Origin of the sequence: Pseudomonas sp. GM49 (assembly GCF_000282355.1) — a bacterium.
Lineage (GTDB): Bacteria > Pseudomonadota > Gammaproteobacteria > Pseudomonadales > Pseudomonadaceae > Aquipseudomonas.
The window spans coordinates 35,011-54,291 of the sequence record NZ_AKJL01000156.1 but is presented as its reverse complement, the minus strand read 5'-3'; the positions used below and the strand labels follow the sequence as shown (position 1 = coordinate 54,291).

Sequence of the window (19,281 nt, the reverse complement as noted above, 5' to 3'; positions counted from 1 at the left end):
CCTTAACCTCTCGTCGACTCTTGGTTACCGGCAGTGTTGCCGGCAACGCTCTCGGCCAGAATGGCCAGAACCAGTTGCTGGAAATCCAGACCGGCGGCACGGGCCGCCATCGGCACCAGGCTGTGATCGGTCATGCCCGGTGCTGTGTTGACTTCCAGGAACCAGAACTGCCCTTCGGCGTCCTGCATCACGTCTGCCCTGCCCCAACCGGCGATACCCAGCGCTTCACAGGCTTTCGCCGTGAGGTCCATGAGTTCCTTTTCCTTGGCGCTGTCCAGACCGCACGGAATGCGGTACTGGGTATCGTTGGCAATGTACTTGGCGTCGTAGTCGTAGAAGCTGTGCGTCGTGCCCAGGGCAATCGGAGGCAACACCTGGTCACGCAGGGTGGCGATGGTGAACTCCGGACCTTGAATCCATTGCTCGACCAACACTTGCGAATCGTAGGTACTGGCCGCTTTCCAGGCGTCGATCAATTCAGACGCGGAACTCACTTTGGCCATCCCGATACTTGAACCTTCATGGGCCGGTTTGACGATCAAAGGGAAGCCCAGTTCCGTCGATGCCGAAATACAATCGGCCTCGCTGCTCAGTACCGCGTGACGTGGCGTTGGAATACCCAGGCTGTGCCAGACCTGCTTGGTGCGCAGTTTGTCCATGGCCAGTGCCGAAGCCAGGATGCCGCTGCCGGTGTACGGAATGCCCAGGCATTCGAGCAGGCCCTGCATGCTGCCGTCTTCACCGCCACGACCGTGGAGAATGATGAAGGCACGGTCGATCTTTTCATTGAGCAGACGCTGCAGAAGGTCATCGCCCACGTCGAGACCGAACGCATCCACACCGGCGCTTTGCAGCGCATCGAGAACGGCGTTGCCTGACTTTAGCGACACTTCGCGCTCGGCACTCTTGCCGCCGAACAGCACGGCGACGCGGCCGAAGTCTTTCGGCGCGATCGTGGAGACCAGGTTGGCGTAGGCAGCAGTCATTTCAACGTCCTCTTCTCCGGCGCGGCAACGGCACCGGCGAACAACTCACTTTTCAACAGTTTTGGTGCGAGACCGCCGATATCACCGGCGCCCTGGCACAGCAGGATGTCGCCAGCGCGCAGCAGCGGCTTGACCACCGGCGCGAGGTCGACACCACGTTCGATGTAGATCGGGTCGAGCTGGCCACGCTGACGGATGCTGTTGCACAGCTTGCGGCTGTCGGCGCCCGGAATCGGCTCTTCGCCAGCCGGATAGACTTCCATCAGCAGCAGTACGTTGGCGTCGGCCAGCACATTGACGAAATCGTCGTACAGGTCGCGGGTGCGACTGTAGCGGTGCGGCTGGTAGACCATCACCAGACGGCGCTCCGGCCAGCCACCGCGTACGGCCTTGATCACCGCCGCGACTTCAGTCGGGTGGTGACCGTAGTCATCGACCAGCATCACGTTACCGCCGTCCACCGGCAGTTCGCCGTAGACCTGGAAGCGTCGACCGACACCCTGGAACCCGGACAGGCCCTGGACGATCGCCTCATCGCTGACGCCTTCGTCGGTGGCGATGCAGATGGTCGCCAGCGCGTTCAATACGTTGTGGTTGCCCGGCATGTTCACCGAAACATCCAGCGGCTCGCGGTCAGGACGCAGCACGGTGAAGAAGGTCTGCATGCCTTGCTGGCGCACGTTGATGGCGCGCACGTCGCAGTCTTCGCCGAAGCCATAGGTGACCGTCGGGCGCTTGACCTGCGGGAGGATTTCACGCACCACCGGATCGTCCAGGCACACCACCGCCAGACCGTAGAACGGCAGGTTGTGCAGGAACTCGACGAAGGTTTTCTTCAGTTTGTTGAAGTCGCCGTCATAGGTCGCCATGTGATCGGCGTCGATGTTGGTGACCACGGCCACCAGCGGCTGCAGGTGCAGGAAGCTGGCATCGCTTTCGTCGGCTTCGGCGATCAGGTAGCGGCTGGTGCCGAGCTGGGCATTGGTGCCCGCGGCATTCAGGCGGCCACCGATCACGAACGTCGGGTCCAGGCCACCGGCGGCGAACACCGAAGCGATCAGGCTGGTGGTGGTGGTTTTGCCGTGGGTACCGGCAACGGCGATGCCGTGGCGATAGCGCATCAGCTCAGCCAGCATTTCGGCACGCGGCACCACCGGGATACGGCGTTCCAGCGCGGTAGCGACTTCCGGGTTGGACGTGTTCACCGCGCTCGACACCACCAGCACGTCGGCGGCAGCGGCGTTCTCGGCGCGGTGGCCGATAAAGATCTGCGCCCCGAAGGATTCCAGGCGCTCGGTGACCGGGGACGCTTTCAGGTCGGAGCCGGACACGGCATAACCCAGGTTCAGCAGCACTTCGGCAATCCCGCACATGCCCACACCGCCGATACCGACGAAGTGGATGCGACGGATGCGGCGCATTTCCGGTTGTGGCATGGCTTTCTGACTCTCAACCATGGGCCACCTCCAGGCAGCTATCGACAACGTTACGGGTGGCATCGGGTTTGGCCAGGCGGCGTGCCGCGGTAGCCATTTCGTTGAGTCGTTGTGGTTGCATCAGGACCTCTGTCAGGCGAGCGGCAAGATCCGCTGCGCCAGTCGTTCTTTGCGGCATCAGGAAGGCTGCGCCTTCACGGGCCAAATATTCGGCGTTGCGGGTCTGGTGATCGTCGATGGCGTGAGGCAAAGGCACCAGCATCGAGGGCAGTCCGGCAGCGGCCAGTTCACTGATGGTCAGCGCGCCTGCGCGACATACCACCAGGTCGGCCCAGCTGTAGGCTTGGGCCATGTCTTTGATGAAGGGCTGCACCTGCGCCTCGACGCCAGCCGCGCGATAGCGCTCTGCAGTCACTTCATCGTGGTTTTTGCCGGCCTGATGGAACACTTCCGGACGCAAGTCGGCAGCGACTTGCGACAGGGCTTCAGGCAGCAACTTGTTCAACGGTTCTGCGCCCAGGCTTCCGCCCAGGATCAGCAAACGTGCCTTGCGACCGGCCAGGGCAGGTCGCGATGTCTCGAGGAACAGCTCGGTGCGCACCGGATTACCGGTGGTCCGGCGGCTGTCCGACAGGGTAAAGGTGTCGGGGAACGCTTCACAGACTCGGGCGGCCAACGGCACCAGCAACCGATTGGCGGTACCGGCCACGGCGTTCTGCTCGTGAACGATCACCGGCACGCCGGCCAGTTTGGCCGCGACACCTCCAGGACCGGTCACAAAACCACCAAATCCCACGACGCAGACCGGTCGCAGACGGCGAATGATCGCCCGCGCCTGCCAGACCGACTTGAACAACATGAACGGTGCCTTGAGCAGGGACAATTTGCCCTTGCCGCGCAGACCGCTGGCGTTGATCCGATGCAGCTCGATACCGGCCGCCGGCACCAGATCGTTTTCGATGCCACGCGGGGTACCGAGCCAGTGCACGGTATAGCCGCGCGCCTGGAATTCGCGAGCACAGGCCAGCGCCGGGAACACGTGGCCACCGGTGCCGCCAGCCATGATCATGACGTTAGCGCCCATTGTGCGGCTCCTCGGCGAAGTCGCTCTCATGGAACTCAATCTCTTCACTGCCCAGGTGGGTTCGACTTTCCCACTCGATACGCAGCAACAAACCGAGACAGGCACAGCAGATCACCAACGAACTACCGCCATAACTGAGGAACGGCAGGGGCAGCCCCTTGGTTGGCAGCAGACCGACGTTTACACCAATGTTGATCAGGAACTGGCCGATCCACAGGAACGACAGCCCGTATGCCACGTAAGCTGCAAAAAACTGCTTGGCTTTTTCTGCCCACAAACCGATGTACATGCCACGGATACACACAAAGACGAACAGTGCCACGGTGCACAACGAACCCACCGCACCCAGCTCTTCGGCCAGGACCGAGAACACGAAGTCAGTGTGGGCTTCCGGCAGGTAGAACTGTTTCTGCACGCTGTTGCCCAGGCCAACGCCCAGCCATTCGCCGCGACCGAAAGCGATCAATGCCTGGGACAATTGATAACCGGCACCAAACTGGTCGGCCCACGGGTCGGCAAAGTTGGTCAGACGCGCCATTCGATAGGGCTGCATTTGAATCAACAGCACCACCGCGCCGACAGCCAGGACCACCATCAGGGAAAAACGGAACAGCCCGACGCCGCCAAGGAACAGCATCGCCGCCGCCGCCCCCATCATCACGACGGTGGCACCGAAGTCCGGCTCCATCAGCAGCAGGCCCGCCATCGGCAGCAGCACGATGAACGGCTTGAAAAAGCCCATCCAGCTTTCGCGCACTTCTTTCTGGCGACGCACCAGATAACCGGCGAGGTAGATCACCACGAACACCTTGGCGATCTCGGAAGGCTGGACGTTGAAGAAACTGAAGCCGATCCAGCGCATCGAGCCGTTAACCTCACGGCCGATCCCCGGAATGATCACCATCACCAGCAAGCCGAATGCACCCAGCAGCATCAGCCAGCCCAGGCGTTGCCAGGTGGCGATAGGGATCATCATGGTGACGATGCAGGCCCCCAGGCCCAGCACCACATAAATAAGGTGGCGAATCATGTAGTACAGGGCGCTGCCCGACTGCACGGCCGCCACTTCGGTCGATGCCGAGGCAATCATGATCAGCCCCAGGCCGAGCAGCGTCAGGCAACCGGCGAGCATCGGGAAATCAAGGTCGATACCGCGCCCGGTGATGAGCGGCGATGGATACGGCTTGATGATGCCTCTCAGGCTCATGCCAGATCCTCCACGGCTTGGACGAACTGGTGACCACGGTCTTCGTAGTTCTTGAACATGTCGAAACTGGCGCAGGCAGGCGACAGCAGCACCACGTCGCCCGGCTGGGCTGCTGCGCGGCATTGCTCGACAGCTTCGACCAGGGAGCCGGCGCGGATCAGCGGTACGGCATCGCCGATGGCCTCGCCGATCTTGTCGGAGTCGCGGCCCATCAGGATCACGGCGCGGCAGTTGGCCGCCACCGGGTCACGCAGGTCCTTGAACTCGGCACCTTTGCCGTCGCCGCCGGCGATCAGCACGACCTTGCCGTCGATGTCCGCGCCCAGGCCTTCGATGGCCGCCAGTGCAGCACCGACGTTGGTGGCCTTGGAGTCGTTGTAGTAGCCCACGCCGTCGAGGTCACGGACCCATTGGCAGCGATGCTCGAGACCGGCGAAGGTGCGCAGGCTCGACAGCATGGCATCGAACGGCAGGCCGACCGCATGGCCCAGGGCCAGGGCCGCCAGGGCGTTGGACTGGTTATGGGCACCGCGAATCTTCAATTCGCGCACCGGCATCAGGTTCTGGAATTCGAAGGCCAGGTACTTCTCGCCATTCTCTTCGCGCAGACCGAATGCCTTGAAATCAGGCTTGTTCAGACCGAAGGTCCAGCACGGCTGGCCCTCGCCCATCAACGGGCGGCTCAGGGCATCCTGACGATTGACCACGAACTGTTTGGCACCACGGAAAATCCGGTGCTTGGCCAGGTGATAGGCCGGCAGACCGCTGTAACGGTCCATGTGGTCTTCGCTGACGTTGAGCACGGTCGCCACTTCGGCGTTGAGTTGATCGGTGGTTTCCAGCTGGAAACTCGACAACTCCATCACGTACAACTCGACGTCGTCGCGCAGCAGATCCAGCGCCGGGGTACCGAGGTTGCCGCCGACGGCAACACGCTTGCCAGCCGCCGCCGCCATTTCGCCGACCAGCGTGGTCACGGTGCTTTTCGCGTTGGAACCGCTGATGGCCACGATCGGCGCCTTCGCGTTACGCGCGAACAGCTCGATGTCGCCGGACAGTTTCACGCCACGGGCAGCGGCAGCCTGCAGGGCCGGGGTCGCCAGCGCGAGGCCGGGGCTGACGTAGAGTTCGTCGGCACGGCACAGGAACTCGACGTCCAGCTCGCCACAACGCACTTCCACGTGCGGATAGTCACGCTTGAGCGTGGCCAGTTCCGGTGGATTTTCCCGCGTATCGGCCACGGCAAACGCCACGCCCCGGTTCGCCAGGAAGCGAACCAGGGACATGCCGCTCTTGCCGAGGCCGACAACGATGCGGAAGTGGTCAGAAGCGATCAGAGACACGAGTTTCTACCTCAGCTTCAGGGTGGCAAGGCCAATCAGCACGAGAATCACGGTGATGATCCAGAAACGGACGATCACACGTGGCTCGGGCCAGCCCTTGAGTTCAAAGTGGTGGTGAATGGGCGCCATGCGGAACACGCGGCGACCGGTCAGTTTAAAAGAGGCGACCTGAATGACGACTGACAGGGTTTCCATCACGAACACGCCGCCCATGATGAACAGGACGATTTCCTGGCGGACGATCACCGCGATGGTGCCCAGGGCTGCGCCCAGCGCCAGTGCGCCGACGTCACCCATGAAGACTTGTGCCGGATAGGTGTTGAACCAGAGGAAACCCAGTCCGGCTCCGATCAGTGCGCCACAGAACACGATCAGTTCACCAGCGCCCGGCACATAAGGAATCAGCAGGTATTCGGCGAACTTCACGTTACCCGACAGGTAGCAGAAGATGCCCAGGCCGCCGCCAACCATCACCGTCGGCATGATCGCCAGGCCGTCGAGGCCGTCGGTCAGGTTGACCGCGTTGCTCGAGCCGACAATCACGAAATAGGTCAGGACAATGAAGCCTGCGCCCAGCGGAATGCTGTAGTCCTTGAGCATCGGCAGGATCAGCGTGGTCTCCACCGGAGTGGCGGCTGTCACATACAGAAAGATCGCCGCGCCCAGGCCAAATACCGACTGCCAGAAATACTTCCAGCGGCTTGGCAGGCCACGGGAGTTCTTCTCGATCACCTTGCGGTAGTCGTCGACCCAGCCGATGGCGCCGAACAGCAAGGTCACCAGCAGTACGACCCAGACGTAACGGTTGCTCAGGTCAGCCCAAAGCAGGGTGCTGACACCGATGGACGACAGAATCAGCGCGCCGCCCATGGTGGGCGTACCCGACTTTGACAGGTGCGACTGCGGGCCGTCATTGCGAACGGATTGACCGATCTGACGGTTCTGCAACGTGCGGATCATCCATGGGCCATAGCACAGCGACAAAACCAGCGCGGTCAGTACACCGAGAATCCCGCGCAGGGTCAGGTACTGGAAGACCGCGAAGCCTTTGTAGAACTGTTGCAGATACTCCGCTAGCAGCAGCAGCATTAATGTTTCTCCAAACTGGACCCGCACAAAGCGGCGACGACGTTTTCCATCGCAGCGCTGCGCGACCCCTTGATCAAAATGGTGGTGTTTGTGTCTTGCTCGGCGCCCAGGGCCTTGATCAGCTCAGCCTGCGTGCTGAAATGAAAAGCCTGTGGACCGAACGCGTTCACGGCATGAGCCATCATTGGCCCGACGGCGTACAGCGCAGAAACCTTGCCACGGGCGTACTCGCCCACGTCGCGGTGCCCCTGCTCCGCCCACTCGCCCAACTCGCCGATATCCCCGAGCACCAGGACGGTGCGGCCGGAAAAGCCGGCCAGTATATCAACGGCGGCGCACATGGAGGTGGGGTTCGCGTTGTAAGTGTCATCGATCACGCGCATGCCATTGCTGGCCAGTTGCGCGACGGTGCGCCCCTTGACCGGTTGCACCGCGCCAAGGCCGGTGGCGATACCAAACAGCGACACACCCAGGGCATGGGCGGCAGCGGCGGCGGCCATGGCATTGGCGACGTTATGGGTGCCGAGCAGGTTCAGTTGAACGCGCTCCACACCTTCAGGGCTGTGCAGGTTGAACGCCGGGCAGCCGCGGGCATCAGTGGCCAGGTCACTGGCGTAGAAGTCGGCGCTGGTGTTGCTCAACGCAAACGTCAGCACTTTGCGATCACCGGCACGAGCCTTCCAGATGCCGAATGCCTTGTCGTCGAGATTGAGAACGGCGACACCATCGGCATCCAGCCCTTCGATAATCTCGCCCTTGGCCTCGACGATCTTTTCCGGGCCGCCGAACTCGCCGACGTGGGCTGTCCCGGCGTTATTGAGAATGGCCACGTGCGGCTTGGTCAGGCCGACGGTGTAGGCAATTTCGCCCAGGCGCGAGGCGCCCAGTTCGATCACGGCCGCAGTGTGTTCCGGCGCCAGCTCGATCAATGTCAGCGGTGCGCCGAGGTCGTTGTTCAGGTTGCCACGGGTCGCCAGCACTGCGCCGCGCGTGCGCAGGATGCTCGCCAGCATTTCCTTGACCGTAGTCTTGCCGCTGGAACCGGTGATGGCTGCAACGGGTTGGATGAACGCGGCACGATTCAACGCACCCAGTTGTCCCAGTGCCTGACGGGTGTCCTTGACCAGCAGTTGCGGCAGCGTACTGTCGGCGACTTCACGTTCGACCAGCGCTGCGACGGCGCCTTTGGCCGCCACGTCATTCAGATAATCATGACCATCGAAACGTGGCCCGGTCAGGGCAATAAACAGCTGACCCGGCTTGATCGCACGACTGTCGATGCTGACACCGTCGAAACTGGCATCGACGGATACCAGGCGAGCATTCAGCGCGCCGGTCAGTTCGCTCAGCTTCAAGGCCTTAAGCATGGGCCACCTCCCACGCGGTCAAGGCATGATCTGCCTCGACCAGATCGGAGAAGGCATGACGCTCGCCGTTGATTTCCTGATAGTCCTCGTGACCTTTGCCGGCCAGGACAATCACGTCGTCCACCGAAGCGCTGGCGATCAAACGGGCAATCGCCTGACCACGACCGGCAACGAACTCCACTTTATCCACAGCCGCGAAACCGGCACGGATGTCATCGAAAATCACTGACGGATCTTCCGTACGCGGGTTGTCATCGGTCACCAGCACGCCATCGGCCAGGCGCTCGACCACTTCGGCCATCAACGGACGCTTGCCGCGATCGCGGTCACCGCCACAGCCAAACAGGCACAGCAACCGGCCCTTGGCGTGTGGACGCAGGGCCAGCAGTACTTTCTCCAGCGCATCCGGGGTATGGGCGTAATCGACCACCACCAATGGTTGCGAGCCACCGCCCAGACGCTGCATGCGCCCGGCAGGGCCTTCGAGCTTCGGCAGCACCTTGAGGATTTCATCCAAGGCGTAATCCAGACCGAGCAACGCGCCGACCGCCGCCAGGACATTGCTCAGGTTGAAGCGACCGAGCAAGGTGCTGCGCAAGTGATGCTCACCCTGTGGCGTGACCAGCGTGGCGCGCACGCCTTCGTCGTCGAATTGCGCCTGGCGGCAATACAGGTAGGCGCTGGAGTCTTCCAGGCTATAGGTGATCAGCCGCGACTCGCACTTGTCGGCGGCCAGTTGCCGACCGAACTCGTCGTCGAGGTTGACCACGCGGCATTTCAAATCATTCCAGGCAAACAGCCGGGCCTTGGCTTCGCCGTAAGCCTGCATGGTGCCGTGGTAATCCAGGTGATCGCGGGACAGGTTAGTCATCACCGCCACATCGAAGGCCAAGGCGGTCACGCGGCCCTGGTCCAGGCCATGGGAAGAAACCTCCATCGCCACGGCTTTGGCCCCGGCCTTTTTCAGGTCCGCCAGGGTCGCTTGCACGGCAATCGGGTTCGGCGTGGTGTGCAGGCCGCTTTCCAGCGCGCCGTAAAAACCGGAACCGAGGGTGCCGACCAGGCCGCAGTGCTGGCCGAGCAGGTCCAGTGCCTGGGCGACCAATTGCGTCACGCTGGTCTTGCCGTTGGTGCCGGTCACGCCCACCAGGTTCAGGTGATGACTCGGCTCGCCATAAAAACGCCCGGCGATGTCCGACAGCTGCGCGGCCAGACCTTTGACCGGAATCAACGGCACTTCAGTGATCGGCAGGACCGTGGCGCCTTCTACTTCATAGGCCACCGCAGCAGCGCCGCGTTGCAAGGCGTCGGCAATATGCGCGCGCCCATCGAATTTCCCGCCCGGCACGGCGAGGAACAGATCGCCCGCGCGCACATTGCGGCTGTCCAGGGCGAGTTCGCGAATCAGCAGATCGTGACCGGCGTGAGGGAATATTTTGTTCAGGCTCAGAGACATCAGCCGCGCCCTCCATTAGCTTTCAGCGGAACGACCGGTGTTGCGTTCGCTTGTTGAGTGGGTGGCAGGTTGTCCGGCGTAATGTTCATCAGGCGCAGGGTGCCCGACATCACTCGGCTGAACACCGGCGCGGAAACCAGGCCGCCGAAGTAACCGGCCTTGGTCGGCTCATCGATTACGACCACTATGGCGTAGCGCGGATCACTCATCGGGCCGAAACCGGCGAACAACGAGCGGTACGAGTTCTCGGCGTAACCCTTGGTGCCGACCGACGTTTTACGTGCAGTACCCGACTTGCCGCCCACGTGATACGCCGGCACTTGCGCACGGAACACACCGCGCGGGGCCTCGATCACTTGTTGCAGCATGCCTTGCATGGTTTTCGCGACCGCCTCCGGCAACACCTGGGTGGTTTGCGGCGCCTTGTCGGTCTTGATCAGGGTCAGCGGCGCGAGGCGGCCGTTGTTGGCCAGGGCCGAGAATGCGTGGACCAACTGGATCGCAGTCACGGAAATACCGTAGCCGTAGGACAGCGTGGCGGTTTCTGCCTTGCGCCATTCGCGGTAGTTCGGCAGGTTGCCGACGCGCTCGCCCGGGAAGCCCAGGCCAGTGTCCTGACCGAGGCCGACCTTCTGTGCCAGACGGAAAATGGTTTCACCGCCGATGTCGAATGCGACCTTACTCATCCCGACGTTACTGGAGTTGATCAGAATGCCGGTCAGGTCGAGCACCGGGCCTTCGGTCTTGGATACGTCCTTGATGGTGTATTTACCAATCTGCAAGCTGCCCGGGTACACCTCGACGGTATCGCTCGGCTTCCAGCGCCCGGTTTCAATCGCGGCGCTCATGGAAATCGCTTTCATGGTCGAACCCGGTTCGAACACGTCGATCATCGCGCGGTTACGCATCATCGCCGGTTGCAGATTGCGACGGTTGTTCGGGTTGTAGGTCGGCTGGTTGACCATTGCGAGAATCTCGCCGGTCTTCACGTCCATGATCACCAGGCTGCCTGCCTTGGCGCCGTTCTCGATGATCGCGTTGCGCAATTCGCGGTTGGCCAGGTATTGCAGGCGCAGGTCAATGGACAACGCCAAGGGCTTGCCGGCCTTGGCGTTTTTGGTGACCTGGACATCCTTGATCAACCGGCCGCGCCGGTCCTTGATCACCTGACGCTTGCCGGGGACCCCGGCCAGCCATTCGTCGTAGGCCAGTTCGACGCCTTCACGACCGTGATCGTCGATGTCGGTAAACCCGACCATATGGGCGGTGACTTCGCCGGCAGGATAAAAGCGCCGGAACTCTTCGATGCCGTAGACACCCGGTACTTTCAGGTCGAGCACGGCCTGACCCTGCTCCGGGGTCAGCCCGCGCACCAGGTAAATGAATTCTTTGTTGGCCTGGGCTTCAAGACGCTCGGTCAGGGCTTTGGGATCTTGCCCCAGCGCGGCGGCCAGTGCTGGCCACTTGTCTTTTTCCAGCTGCATTTCCTTGGCGTTGGCCCACAGCGTAGTCACCGGGGTACTGACGGCCAAAGGCTCGCCGTTACGGTCGGTAATCAGACCACGGTGAGCCGGAATCGGAATATGACGGACGCTGCGCGCATCGCCCTGACCTTTGAGGAAGTCACGATCAACCACCTGCAGGTCGATGATGCGCCAGGCAATCGCGGCGACCATGATGCCGAGCAACCCCAGCACCACGCGGAACCGCCAAGGAAAGAGTGCGCCTTCGAGTTTCATCATGGCGCCACCATCTTCACGTCAGCGGCACCGGGAATGTGCATTTTCAATTGTTCGGTAGCCAGCACTTCGATACGGCTATGGGCCGTCCAGGTGCTCTGCTCCAGAATCAACCGGCCCCACTCGGCCTGGGCCTTGTCGCGCACGCTCAACTCGTTGTACAGCGAGTTCAGCAACTGGCGATTCCAGTGCGCGCTGTAAGACACGCCGATAGCCGACACGAGCACGCCAACAAACAGCAGCAGCATGAAGAAGCTTCCGCCGGGCAGTGGCTTGGCGAAAAGCTTACTCACCGCAACTTCTCCGCCACACGCATGACAGCGCTACGGGAACGTGGGTTGGCTTTGAGTTCGGCGTCAGAGGCCGTCTGCGCTTTGCCATGGACTTTGATTTTCGGTTCGAAGGCGACATGCCGAACCGGCAGGTTGCGCGGCAGGTTATCGGCTTCGCCTTTCACCAGCTTGCGCATGAACAGTTTGACGATACGGTCTTCCAGCGAGTGGAAGCTGATCACCACCAGGCGACCGCCCACTTCCAGGCAATCCAGCGCGGCTTCGAGGCCGGTTTCCAGATCACCCAGTTCGTTGTTGACGTGAATACGCAATCCCTGGAATGCACGGGTTGCTGGGTTCTTGCCCTTTTCCCATGCCGGGTTGGCGACTTTCAGGACTTCGGCCAGGTCACCGGTGCGCTCGAATGGCTTGATGTCGCGGCGCTCGACCACGGCACGGGCCATGCGACCGGAAAAACGCTCTTCGCCGTATTCCTTGAACACCCGGGCGATTTCTTCCACGGGAGCGGTGTTGACGAATTCGGCAGCGCTGATTCCGCGGGACGGATCCATGCGCATGTCCAGCGGACCATCGTTGAGGAAACTGAAGCCGCGCTCAGGATCGTCAAGTTGCGGCGAAGACACGCCCAGATCGAGCAACACACCGCTGACCTTGCCGTTCATGCCACGCTCGGCCACTTCGGCACCGAGTTCGGCAAAGCTGCGCTGCACAACGACAAAGCGGCCGTCTTCGGCCGCTAGCGTCTGCCCGGTGGCAATCGCTTGTGGATCTTTATCGAATCCGAGCAACCGGCCATCGGGACCGAGCTGACTGAGGATCAACCGGCTGTGCCCGCCGCGCCCGAACGTGCCGTCCAGATAGCAGCCATCAGGACGTACGGCGAGAGCCTCGACGGCTTCGTCAAGCAGTACGGTGATGTGGTTAAAGCCGCTATCAATAGTCACAGGATTAAATCACGCAGTTCATCAGGCATCGCGCCCGGTTGTTGAATGGCAGCCAGGTCAGCGGCAGAAACCGCGTTCCAGGCATCCTCGTCCCACAATTGGAACTTGTTCAGTTGGCCTACCAACATCGCGTGCTTATCCAACTTGGCATATTCACGAAGACGCGGCGGAACCAGAAAACGACCACTGCCATCGAGCTCGAGGTCGACGGCATTACCAATCAGTAAACGTTGCAGGCGGCGGTTCTCTTCACGAAGCGAAGGCAGTGCGCGCAGTTTGGTTTCAATAATTTCCCACTCATCGAGCGGGTAAACACACAAACATGGATCAACGGCATCAATCGTGACGATCAACTGACCGGAGCTACGCGAAACGAGCTCGTCACGGTACCGGCTCGGCATGGCGAGACGGCCCTTTGCATCGAGACTGATAGCGTTGGCTCCGCGAAACACGTCAGCGTTTCTCCAAATTCTAGCGTTTTGAGTTCAAAAAACCCACTTCATGCCACTTTTCGCCACTTGTGCACACTATAGGAATGCGCCCACCACACCGTCAAGGCGCGGGTTAAAGGAAAACCCTTACAGAACTGAGATTTAGGAGCATTGAAGGAGGAGCAACGAGAATCCGGCAGATGAAACTGTCCGATAACTTGAATCAGCACAGAAGGCTGCGTTCGGAAGTTAAAGTAATTTATTAAGAGTAAGATTTTTTTGGTATTACAAAAGAGGTTCTGCGGATGAATGTGCAAGGAGGGAAATTGCTATCACCATCCCCCCTTGCTCAATGAATTAAGCAGAGGGAAAAAAGGTGGAGAGTCGATCTGTAAGCCGGGTTCTGTCTTGAACAGTCATTCGTCTACGATGGCCATCACTGGACATCTTTAGCAACCTACCCGGTCCCAGCGCGGGCCACGCCTTGGGACCCTATTTGGTCTTGCTCCAAGTGGGGTTTACCTAGCCACGAACTGTTGCCAGACGTGCGGTGCGCTCTTACCGCACCTTTTCACCCTTACCGGCGCCGAAGCGCTTAGGCGGTTATTTTCTGTGGCACTTTCCGTAGGCTCACGCCTCCCAGGCATTACCTGGCACTTCGCCCTATGGAGCCCGGACTTTCCTCCCCCCCCTAATTTTCATAGAGGGCAGCGACTGTCCGATCGACTCTCCGCTGCGAAGGTTACCGGCAGAGCGCCCGAAGAACAAGCGCTAAGCGCCTTTGAGCACGTCTGTGCGTCGGGTTTTACTCGCCCTTCTGCTGATCCAGCGCGATCTGGTACAGCACATTCTTTCTCTCGCCGGTGATTTGCGCCGCCAACGCCGCCGCACGCTTGAGCGGCATTTCTTCGAGCAACAGGTTGAGGATGCGCATTGCCTCACTGCTGACGGCACCTCCCTCCTCGGGAGCGGACCAGCCCGCCACCAACACCACGCACTCGCCGCGCTGCTGATTGCTGTCCGACTCGACAAACTCGCGCAACTCCGCCAGCGGCAGCCCCTTGAGGGTTTCAAACGTCTTGGTCAGCTCACGGGCAAGTAGTGCCGGGCGCTCGGGGCCGAACACCAGCTCCATGTCTTGCAGGCATTCAAGGATGCGATGCGGAGCCTCATAGAAGATCAATGTGCGAGGTTCTTCCTTTACCTGCTCGAGACGCGCTCGCCGGCCCACAGCCTTGGCCGGCAGAAAACCTTCGAAAATGAAACGGTCGGAAGGCAGCCCCGCCGCCGATAACGCCGCAATCAACGCGCAGGCACCCGGAACCGGCACCACATTGATCCCCGCAGCCCGGGCCTGCCGCACCAGGTGATACCCCGGATCGGAAATCAGCGGCGTCCCGGCATCGGAGATCAACGCCACGCTGTCACCGGCAAGCAGACGAGTGATAAAGCGACTGCCTTCATCCCGCTCGTTGTGTTCATGGCAGGCCGCCAATGGCGTCGCAATGCCGAAGTGTTGCATCAAGCGCTGGGAATGGCGGGTGTCTTCCGCGGCGATCAAGGCCACTTCCCGCAGAATCTTCAGCGCCCGCGCACTGATGTCATCCAGGTTGCCGATGGGCGTCGCCACCACATAAAGCGAGCCAGCAGCGGAATTCAAAGCACCTGGAGCAGTCAAAGCGCACACCTCATGATCGGTAAAAGTCGCCATTGTAGCGCGTAGCGAGGCTCGCGATACGCGCAAGCAAACGCGGCATCGGCGACCGATTGTGCGCTGGCGCAACATTTACACCAGCTAAATTGACCGATTCACGCCAGTAACATCGCGCCCCGGCCAGTGCTTGGGTACAATTCCACGCTAATTTGATCGAGTATCAGGAACGCTTACATGATCGCTTGCCTGCGGCTGTTATCTGCCCTCTGCCTCGCTGCCTTGCTGGCGGCTTGCGCCAGCTCGCCCTCCTCCAGCCTTGGCGAACTTCCACGGACACCGGACGCCAGTATCGAGCAGTTGCTTGAGAAGGCTGCCCAAAGCAAGTCACCGGAAGATGCGGCCCTGCTGCGCTTGAGCGCCGCCGACCTGGCCTATCACCAGGGCAATGCCGGCCAGTCCGCGCAAATCCTGCAACAGGTCCCCATCGAGCAACTCAAGCCGGGCCAACAGATTTTCGCCAGCACCCTGGCGGCTGAATTGGCCATGACCCGCAACCAGCCCAAGGCCGCGCTGACCGCCTTGAGCCATCCGAGCATGCAACGCTTGAGCGAACTGCCCGCCGAACAACAGGTCCGCACCGGCACCGTTCACGCCCGGGCTCTCGAGGCCGATGGCCAGACCCTTGCCGCTGCTCGGGAGCGCATTTTCATCGCCCCGATGCTGAAAGGTGAAGCTGCGAGCAAAAACCACGAAGCCATCTGGACCCTGATCGCTTCGCTGCCGACCGAGCAGTTGCAGCCAAACACCACCGACGATCTCGGCGGCTGGATGGCCTTGGCGCTGGCAGTGAAATCCGCCGGCACCCTGGAGCAGCAACAAGCCGCCATCGACAACTGGCGCGCGAAGAATCCGAAACACCCGGCAGCCATTCAATTGCCGCAGCCACTGACCCAGCTCAAGGAACTGGCCAGCCAGCCCCTGAACAAGATCGCCCTGCTGCTGCCTCAGGACGGCCAGTTGGCCTCGGTCGGCAAAGCGCTGCGCGACGGCTTCATGGCCGCTCACTATCAGGCACAGCAGGCCGGGCAGAAACCACCTGCCATCGAGTTTTATGACAGCTCGCGCCTGACCTCCATGGACGAGTTCTACCGCAAGGCCCAGGCCGATGGTGTGCAACTGGTCGTCGGCCCGCTGGAGAAGCCACTGGTGAAACAGCTGAGCTCTCGCCCGCAATTGCCGATCACCACCCTGGCGCTGAACTACAGCGAGGGCGATCAAGGCCCGGCGCAGCTGTTCCAGTTCGGTCTTGCCGCTGAAGACGAAGCCCGCGAAGTCTCGCGCCGCGCTCGCGCCGACGGCCTGCATCGCGCAGCCATCATGGTGCCGAAAGGTGAATGGGGCGACCGCGTGCTCAAGGCGTTCAGCCAGGATTGGCAAGCCAATGGCGGCACCATCGTCGCCACCGAACGCGTCGATCAACCGGTCCAGTTGGCCCAGCAGATTGCCGACATGTTCCAGCTGCGTCAGAGCGAAGGTCGCGCCAAGAGCCTGCAAAGCACGGTTGGTTCTCAAGTAGCCGCCCAGCCATCGCGCCGCCAGGACATCGAGTTCATTTTCCTCGCTGCAACGCCGCAACAGGCCCAGCAGATCAAACCGACCCTGAACTTCCAGTACGCAGGCGATGTACCGGTCTACGCCACCTCTCACGTGTTCAGCGCCAGCGGTGACGTCAACCAGTACAACGACATGAATGGCATTCGCTTCTGCGAGACGCCATGGTTGCTGGACGCCAATGATCCACTGCGCCGCCAGGTCACCGCCCAATGGCCTCAAGCCGCCGGCAGCCTGGGGCGCCTGTATGCCATGGGCGTGGACGCCTATCGACTGGCGCCGCGCCTGGGCCAGCTCAAGTCTCTGCCAGACAGCCGCATCGACGGTGAATCGGGCAGCCTTGGCATGTCTCAGAGCCAGCGGGTCGTGCGCCAGTTGCCATGGGCCGAGTTCGCCAATGGCCAGGTTCAGCGCCTGCCAGACACCGCTCGCTGATGCCTGACAGGTCACGCCAGCAAAGCGGCAAGGATGCCGAGCGCCATGCGCTCGAGCATCTTCAACAACAGGGTCTGCGCCTGCTGGCGCAGAACTGGTTGTGTAAACGCGGCGAGCTTGATCTGGTCATGCTAGATGGCGATACAGTAGTATTCGTTGAAGTCCGCTACAGAAAAAACACTCAATGGGGTGGCGCGCTCGACAGCATCGATGTGCGCAAACGGCAAAAACTGATTTTCGCCGCGCAGTATTTTCTTCAGTGCGAGTCGCGCTGGGCCAATTCCCCTTGCCGCTTCGACGTGATTGCCATCGACAGCAACCTCGATCAGTTGAACTGGCTACAGAATGCCTTCGACGGCTGATCGCCGGCATTGCGAGCCGGACACTATCACCCAACACTTTTGCTCTTTGCTTTGCGGGCTGCACATTCATGTGCCGAACAGCCGCGCTAATTAAGGTCACACAGATGGACATGCAATCCCGAATTCGCCAGCTTTTTCAGGCCAGTATCGACACCAAGCAACAGGCGATGGAAGTACTTGCACCGCACATCGAGCAAGCCAGCCAGGTCATGGTCAACGCCCTGCTCAACGAGGGCAAAATGCTTTCCTGTGGCAACGGCGGCTCTGCCGGTGATGCCCAGCACTTCTCGTCCGAGCTGCTCAATCGCTTTGAGCGCGAGCGCCCGAGCCTGCCGGCCATCGCCCTGACGACCGACAGCTCGACGATCACCTCGATCGCCAACGACTACAGCTACAACGAAATCTTCTCCAAACAGATCCGCGCACTCGGCCAACCGGGCGATGTGTTGCTGGCAATCTCCACCAGCGGCAACTCGGCCAACATAATTCAAGCGATCCAGGCCGCACATGATCGCGAAATGATTGTCGTAGCATTGACGGGGCGCGATGGCGGCGGCATGGCGTCGCTGCTGTTACCCGAGGACGTCGAGATTCGCGTTCCGGCCAACGTCACCGCTCGTATTCAAGAAGTCCACCTGCTGGCGATCCATTGCCTTTGCGACTTGATCGACAGCCAATTGTTCGGGAGTGAAGAATGACCCCTAATCGCCTTGGCCTACTGGCCTTGACCCTGTGCCTCGGCATCAGCGGCTGCACCTCGGTAGTGACTGCCAGCCGTGAGGCACCGATTGAAGATGACCGCGGTACTCGCACGCTGGGCAGCAAGATCGACGACTCCCTGATCGACACCAAGGTTGGCGTGAACGTCGCCAAGGCCGACCCGGCCCTGGATAAAGACTCACACATCGTTGTCACCAGCTTCAACGGCGTCGTGCTGCTCGCCGGGCAAACGCCACGCGCAGACCTCAAGGCCAAGGCCGAACAGGCCGCCGCCGCTGTTCAGCGCGTGAAGCAGGTGCACAACGAACTGCAAATCCTGCCACCCTCCTCGTTGCTGGCACGCCAAAACGACACTTGGCTGACCACCAAAATCAAGACCCAGATGCTTGCCGATGCGAACATCCCCGGCTCGCGCATCAAGGTCGTCACTGAAAACGGCATCGTCTACATGCTGGGCCTGCTGACCAAACAGGAAGCTGCGCAGGCGACCAACCTGGTGCAAGGCGTTTCCGGCGTGCAGAAGATCGTGAAGTTGTTCGAGTACATCGACTGATCCACATCTTGTAGGAGTGAGCTTGCTCGCGATGGACGTGAACGATGACGCGGCAATCCTGACAACCCGCAGGGCTTTCAGGTTTTTCGCGAGCAGGCTCGCTCCTACACAGTAATAAAAAAGGCGATCCTTGCGGATCGCCTTTTTTATTACTTGACCACTTTCAGACTGGGTCGACCGCTCGGACGCGGTGGCTCACTGTCGGGTGGTGGAAGATCGTCATCCGGTTCGATCTCGTCGTCCTCGCCCATCGGCGATTCCAGATCAAACACCATGCCCTGGCCATTCTCCCGGGCGTAGATGCCCAGGATCGATGCAATAGGCACGTACAAGGTGTGCGGCACGCCACCAAAGCGCCCCTCGAAACTGACCGCCTCGTTGTCCATGTGCAAGTGGCGCACGGCCTGTGGCGATACGTTCAGGACGATCTGTCCGTCACTGGCAAAACCCTGAGGCACCTGCACCGACGGATACTCGGAATTGACCAGCATGTGCGGGGTGCAATCGTTGTCCACAATCCACTCATAGAGCGCGCGGACCAGATAAGGTCGACTGGAGTTCATAGCGGCTC

The 19,281-nt window shown here is 61.0% G+C and carries 18 protein-coding genes and 1 other RNA gene; 4 read left to right on the top strand and 15 right to left on the bottom strand.

Going from position 1 to position 19,281, the window contains the following annotated elements; all coding sequences use genetic code 11:
- Positions 1–2 precede the first annotated feature (2 nt).
- From PMI29_RS14530 to rsmI, 14 genes are all read right to left on the bottom strand, one after another.
- Positions 3–986 carry a D-alanine--D-alanine ligase gene (locus PMI29_RS14530; RefSeq protein ID WP_007998274.1) on the bottom strand — a complete coding sequence of 328 codons (984 nt, stop codon included), beginning with the start codon at positions 984–986 and terminating at the stop codon, positions 3–5.
- The gene (gene murC / locus PMI29_RS14535; RefSeq protein WP_007998272.1) at positions 983–2,443 is read right to left on the bottom strand and encodes a UDP-N-acetylmuramate--L-alanine ligase; all 1,461 of its coding nucleotides are present in this window, start codon (positions 2,441–2,443) and stop codon (positions 983–985) included. The genes PMI29_RS14530 and murC overlap by 4 nt, the downstream gene beginning before the upstream one ends.
- Positions 2,436–3,506 carry an undecaprenyldiphospho-muramoylpentapeptide beta-N-acetylglucosaminyltransferase gene (gene murG, locus PMI29_RS14540; protein ID WP_007998270.1) on the bottom strand — a complete coding sequence of 357 codons (1,071 nt, stop codon included), beginning with the start codon at positions 3,504–3,506 and terminating at the stop codon, positions 2,436–2,438. The genes murC and murG overlap by 8 nt, the downstream gene beginning before the upstream one ends.
- On the bottom strand, positions 3,496–4,713 hold the full coding sequence (gene ftsW / locus PMI29_RS14545) for a putative lipid II flippase FtsW (RefSeq protein ID WP_007998267.1): 1,218 nt from the start codon (positions 4,711–4,713) through the stop codon (positions 3,496–3,498). Before ftsW ends, murG begins: the two co-directional genes overlap by 11 nt.
- The gene (gene murD, locus PMI29_RS14550) at positions 4,710–6,056 is read right to left on the bottom strand and encodes a UDP-N-acetylmuramoyl-L-alanine--D-glutamate ligase (RefSeq protein WP_007998265.1); all 1,347 of its coding nucleotides are present in this window, start codon (positions 6,054–6,056) and stop codon (positions 4,710–4,712) included. The genes ftsW and murD overlap by 4 nt, the downstream gene beginning before the upstream one ends.
- 6 nt (positions 6,057–6,062) lie before the next feature.
- Positions 6,063–7,145 carry a phospho-N-acetylmuramoyl-pentapeptide-transferase gene (gene mraY / locus PMI29_RS14555; RefSeq protein WP_007998264.1) on the bottom strand — a complete coding sequence of 361 codons (1,083 nt, stop codon included), beginning with the start codon at positions 7,143–7,145 and terminating at the stop codon, positions 6,063–6,065.
- Positions 7,145–8,512, bottom strand: a complete 1,368-nt coding sequence (locus PMI29_RS14560; RefSeq protein WP_007998262.1) for a UDP-N-acetylmuramoyl-tripeptide--D-alanyl-D-alanine ligase — start codon at positions 8,510–8,512, stop codon at positions 7,145–7,147. Before PMI29_RS14560 ends, mraY begins: the two co-directional genes overlap by 1 nt.
- Complete coding sequence (locus tag PMI29_RS14565; RefSeq protein ID WP_007998259.1) at positions 8,505–9,968, bottom strand: UDP-N-acetylmuramoyl-L-alanyl-D-glutamate--2,6-diaminopimelate ligase; 1,464 nt, start codon at positions 9,966–9,968, stop codon at positions 8,505–8,507. The genes PMI29_RS14560 and PMI29_RS14565 overlap by 8 nt, the downstream gene beginning before the upstream one ends.
- Positions 9,968–11,707, bottom strand: a complete 1,740-nt coding sequence (locus PMI29_RS14570) for a peptidoglycan D,D-transpeptidase FtsI family protein (RefSeq protein WP_177318981.1) — start codon at positions 11,705–11,707, stop codon at positions 9,968–9,970. The genes PMI29_RS14565 and PMI29_RS14570 overlap by 1 nt, the downstream gene beginning before the upstream one ends.
- Positions 11,707–12,000: a cell division protein FtsL gene (gene ftsL, locus PMI29_RS14575; RefSeq protein WP_007998257.1), complete on the bottom strand. Its 294-nt coding sequence runs from the start codon at positions 11,998–12,000 to the stop codon at positions 11,707–11,709. Before ftsL ends, PMI29_RS14570 begins: the two co-directional genes overlap by 1 nt.
- Positions 11,997–12,944: a 16S rRNA (cytosine(1402)-N(4))-methyltransferase RsmH gene (gene rsmH / locus PMI29_RS14580; protein ID WP_007989877.1), complete on the bottom strand. Its 948-nt coding sequence runs from the start codon at positions 12,942–12,944 to the stop codon at positions 11,997–11,999. Before rsmH ends, ftsL begins: the two co-directional genes overlap by 4 nt.
- Positions 12,941–13,396, bottom strand: coding sequence for a division/cell wall cluster transcriptional repressor MraZ (gene mraZ, locus PMI29_RS14585; RefSeq protein ID WP_007989875.1), 456 nt, complete (start codon positions 13,394–13,396; stop codon positions 12,941–12,943). Before mraZ ends, rsmH begins: the two co-directional genes overlap by 4 nt.
- A 355-nt stretch (positions 13,397–13,751) precedes the next feature.
- Positions 13,752–14,105: RNase P RNA component class A (rnpB, locus tag PMI29_RS30605), an RNA gene on the bottom strand.
- 75 nt (positions 14,106–14,180) lie between these two features.
- Entirely contained in the window at positions 14,181–15,086 is a 906-nt protein-coding gene (gene rsmI / locus PMI29_RS14590; protein ID WP_162130677.1) for a 16S rRNA (cytidine(1402)-2'-O)-methyltransferase, read from the bottom strand.
- A 177-nt stretch (positions 15,087–15,263) separates the two neighbouring features.
- Here rsmI and PMI29_RS14595 point away from each other — a divergent pair, with 177 nt between their 5' ends.
- The 4 genes from PMI29_RS14595 (at position 15,264) to PMI29_RS14610 (ending at position 18,710) form a co-directional block, all read left to right on the top strand.
- Positions 15,264–17,075: a penicillin-binding protein activator gene (locus PMI29_RS14595; protein ID WP_007998252.1), complete on the top strand. Its 1,812-nt coding sequence runs from the start codon at positions 15,264–15,266 to the stop codon at positions 17,073–17,075.
- A complete protein-coding gene (locus PMI29_RS14600; protein ID WP_007998249.1) occupies positions 17,075–17,437 on the top strand; it encodes a YraN family protein in 363 nt (120 codons plus the stop codon). Before PMI29_RS14595 ends, PMI29_RS14600 begins: the two co-directional genes overlap by 1 nt.
- Positions 17,438–17,541: 104 nt before the next feature.
- Positions 17,542–18,135 carry a phosphoheptose isomerase gene (locus PMI29_RS14605; RefSeq protein WP_007972584.1) on the top strand — a complete coding sequence of 198 codons (594 nt, stop codon included), beginning with the start codon at positions 17,542–17,544 and terminating at the stop codon, positions 18,133–18,135.
- Positions 18,132–18,710, top strand: coding sequence for a BON domain-containing protein (locus PMI29_RS14610; protein ID WP_007989868.1), 579 nt, complete (start codon positions 18,132–18,134; stop codon positions 18,708–18,710). Before PMI29_RS14605 ends, PMI29_RS14610 begins: the two co-directional genes overlap by 4 nt.
- Before the next feature lie 149 nt (positions 18,711–18,859).
- Here the strand turns inward: PMI29_RS14610 and PMI29_RS14615 are convergent, their stop codons facing one another.
- Positions 18,860–19,273: a ClpXP protease specificity-enhancing factor gene (locus tag PMI29_RS14615; protein ID WP_007998247.1), complete on the bottom strand. Its 414-nt coding sequence runs from the start codon at positions 19,271–19,273 to the stop codon at positions 18,860–18,862.
- Positions 19,274–19,281 lie beyond the last annotated feature (8 nt).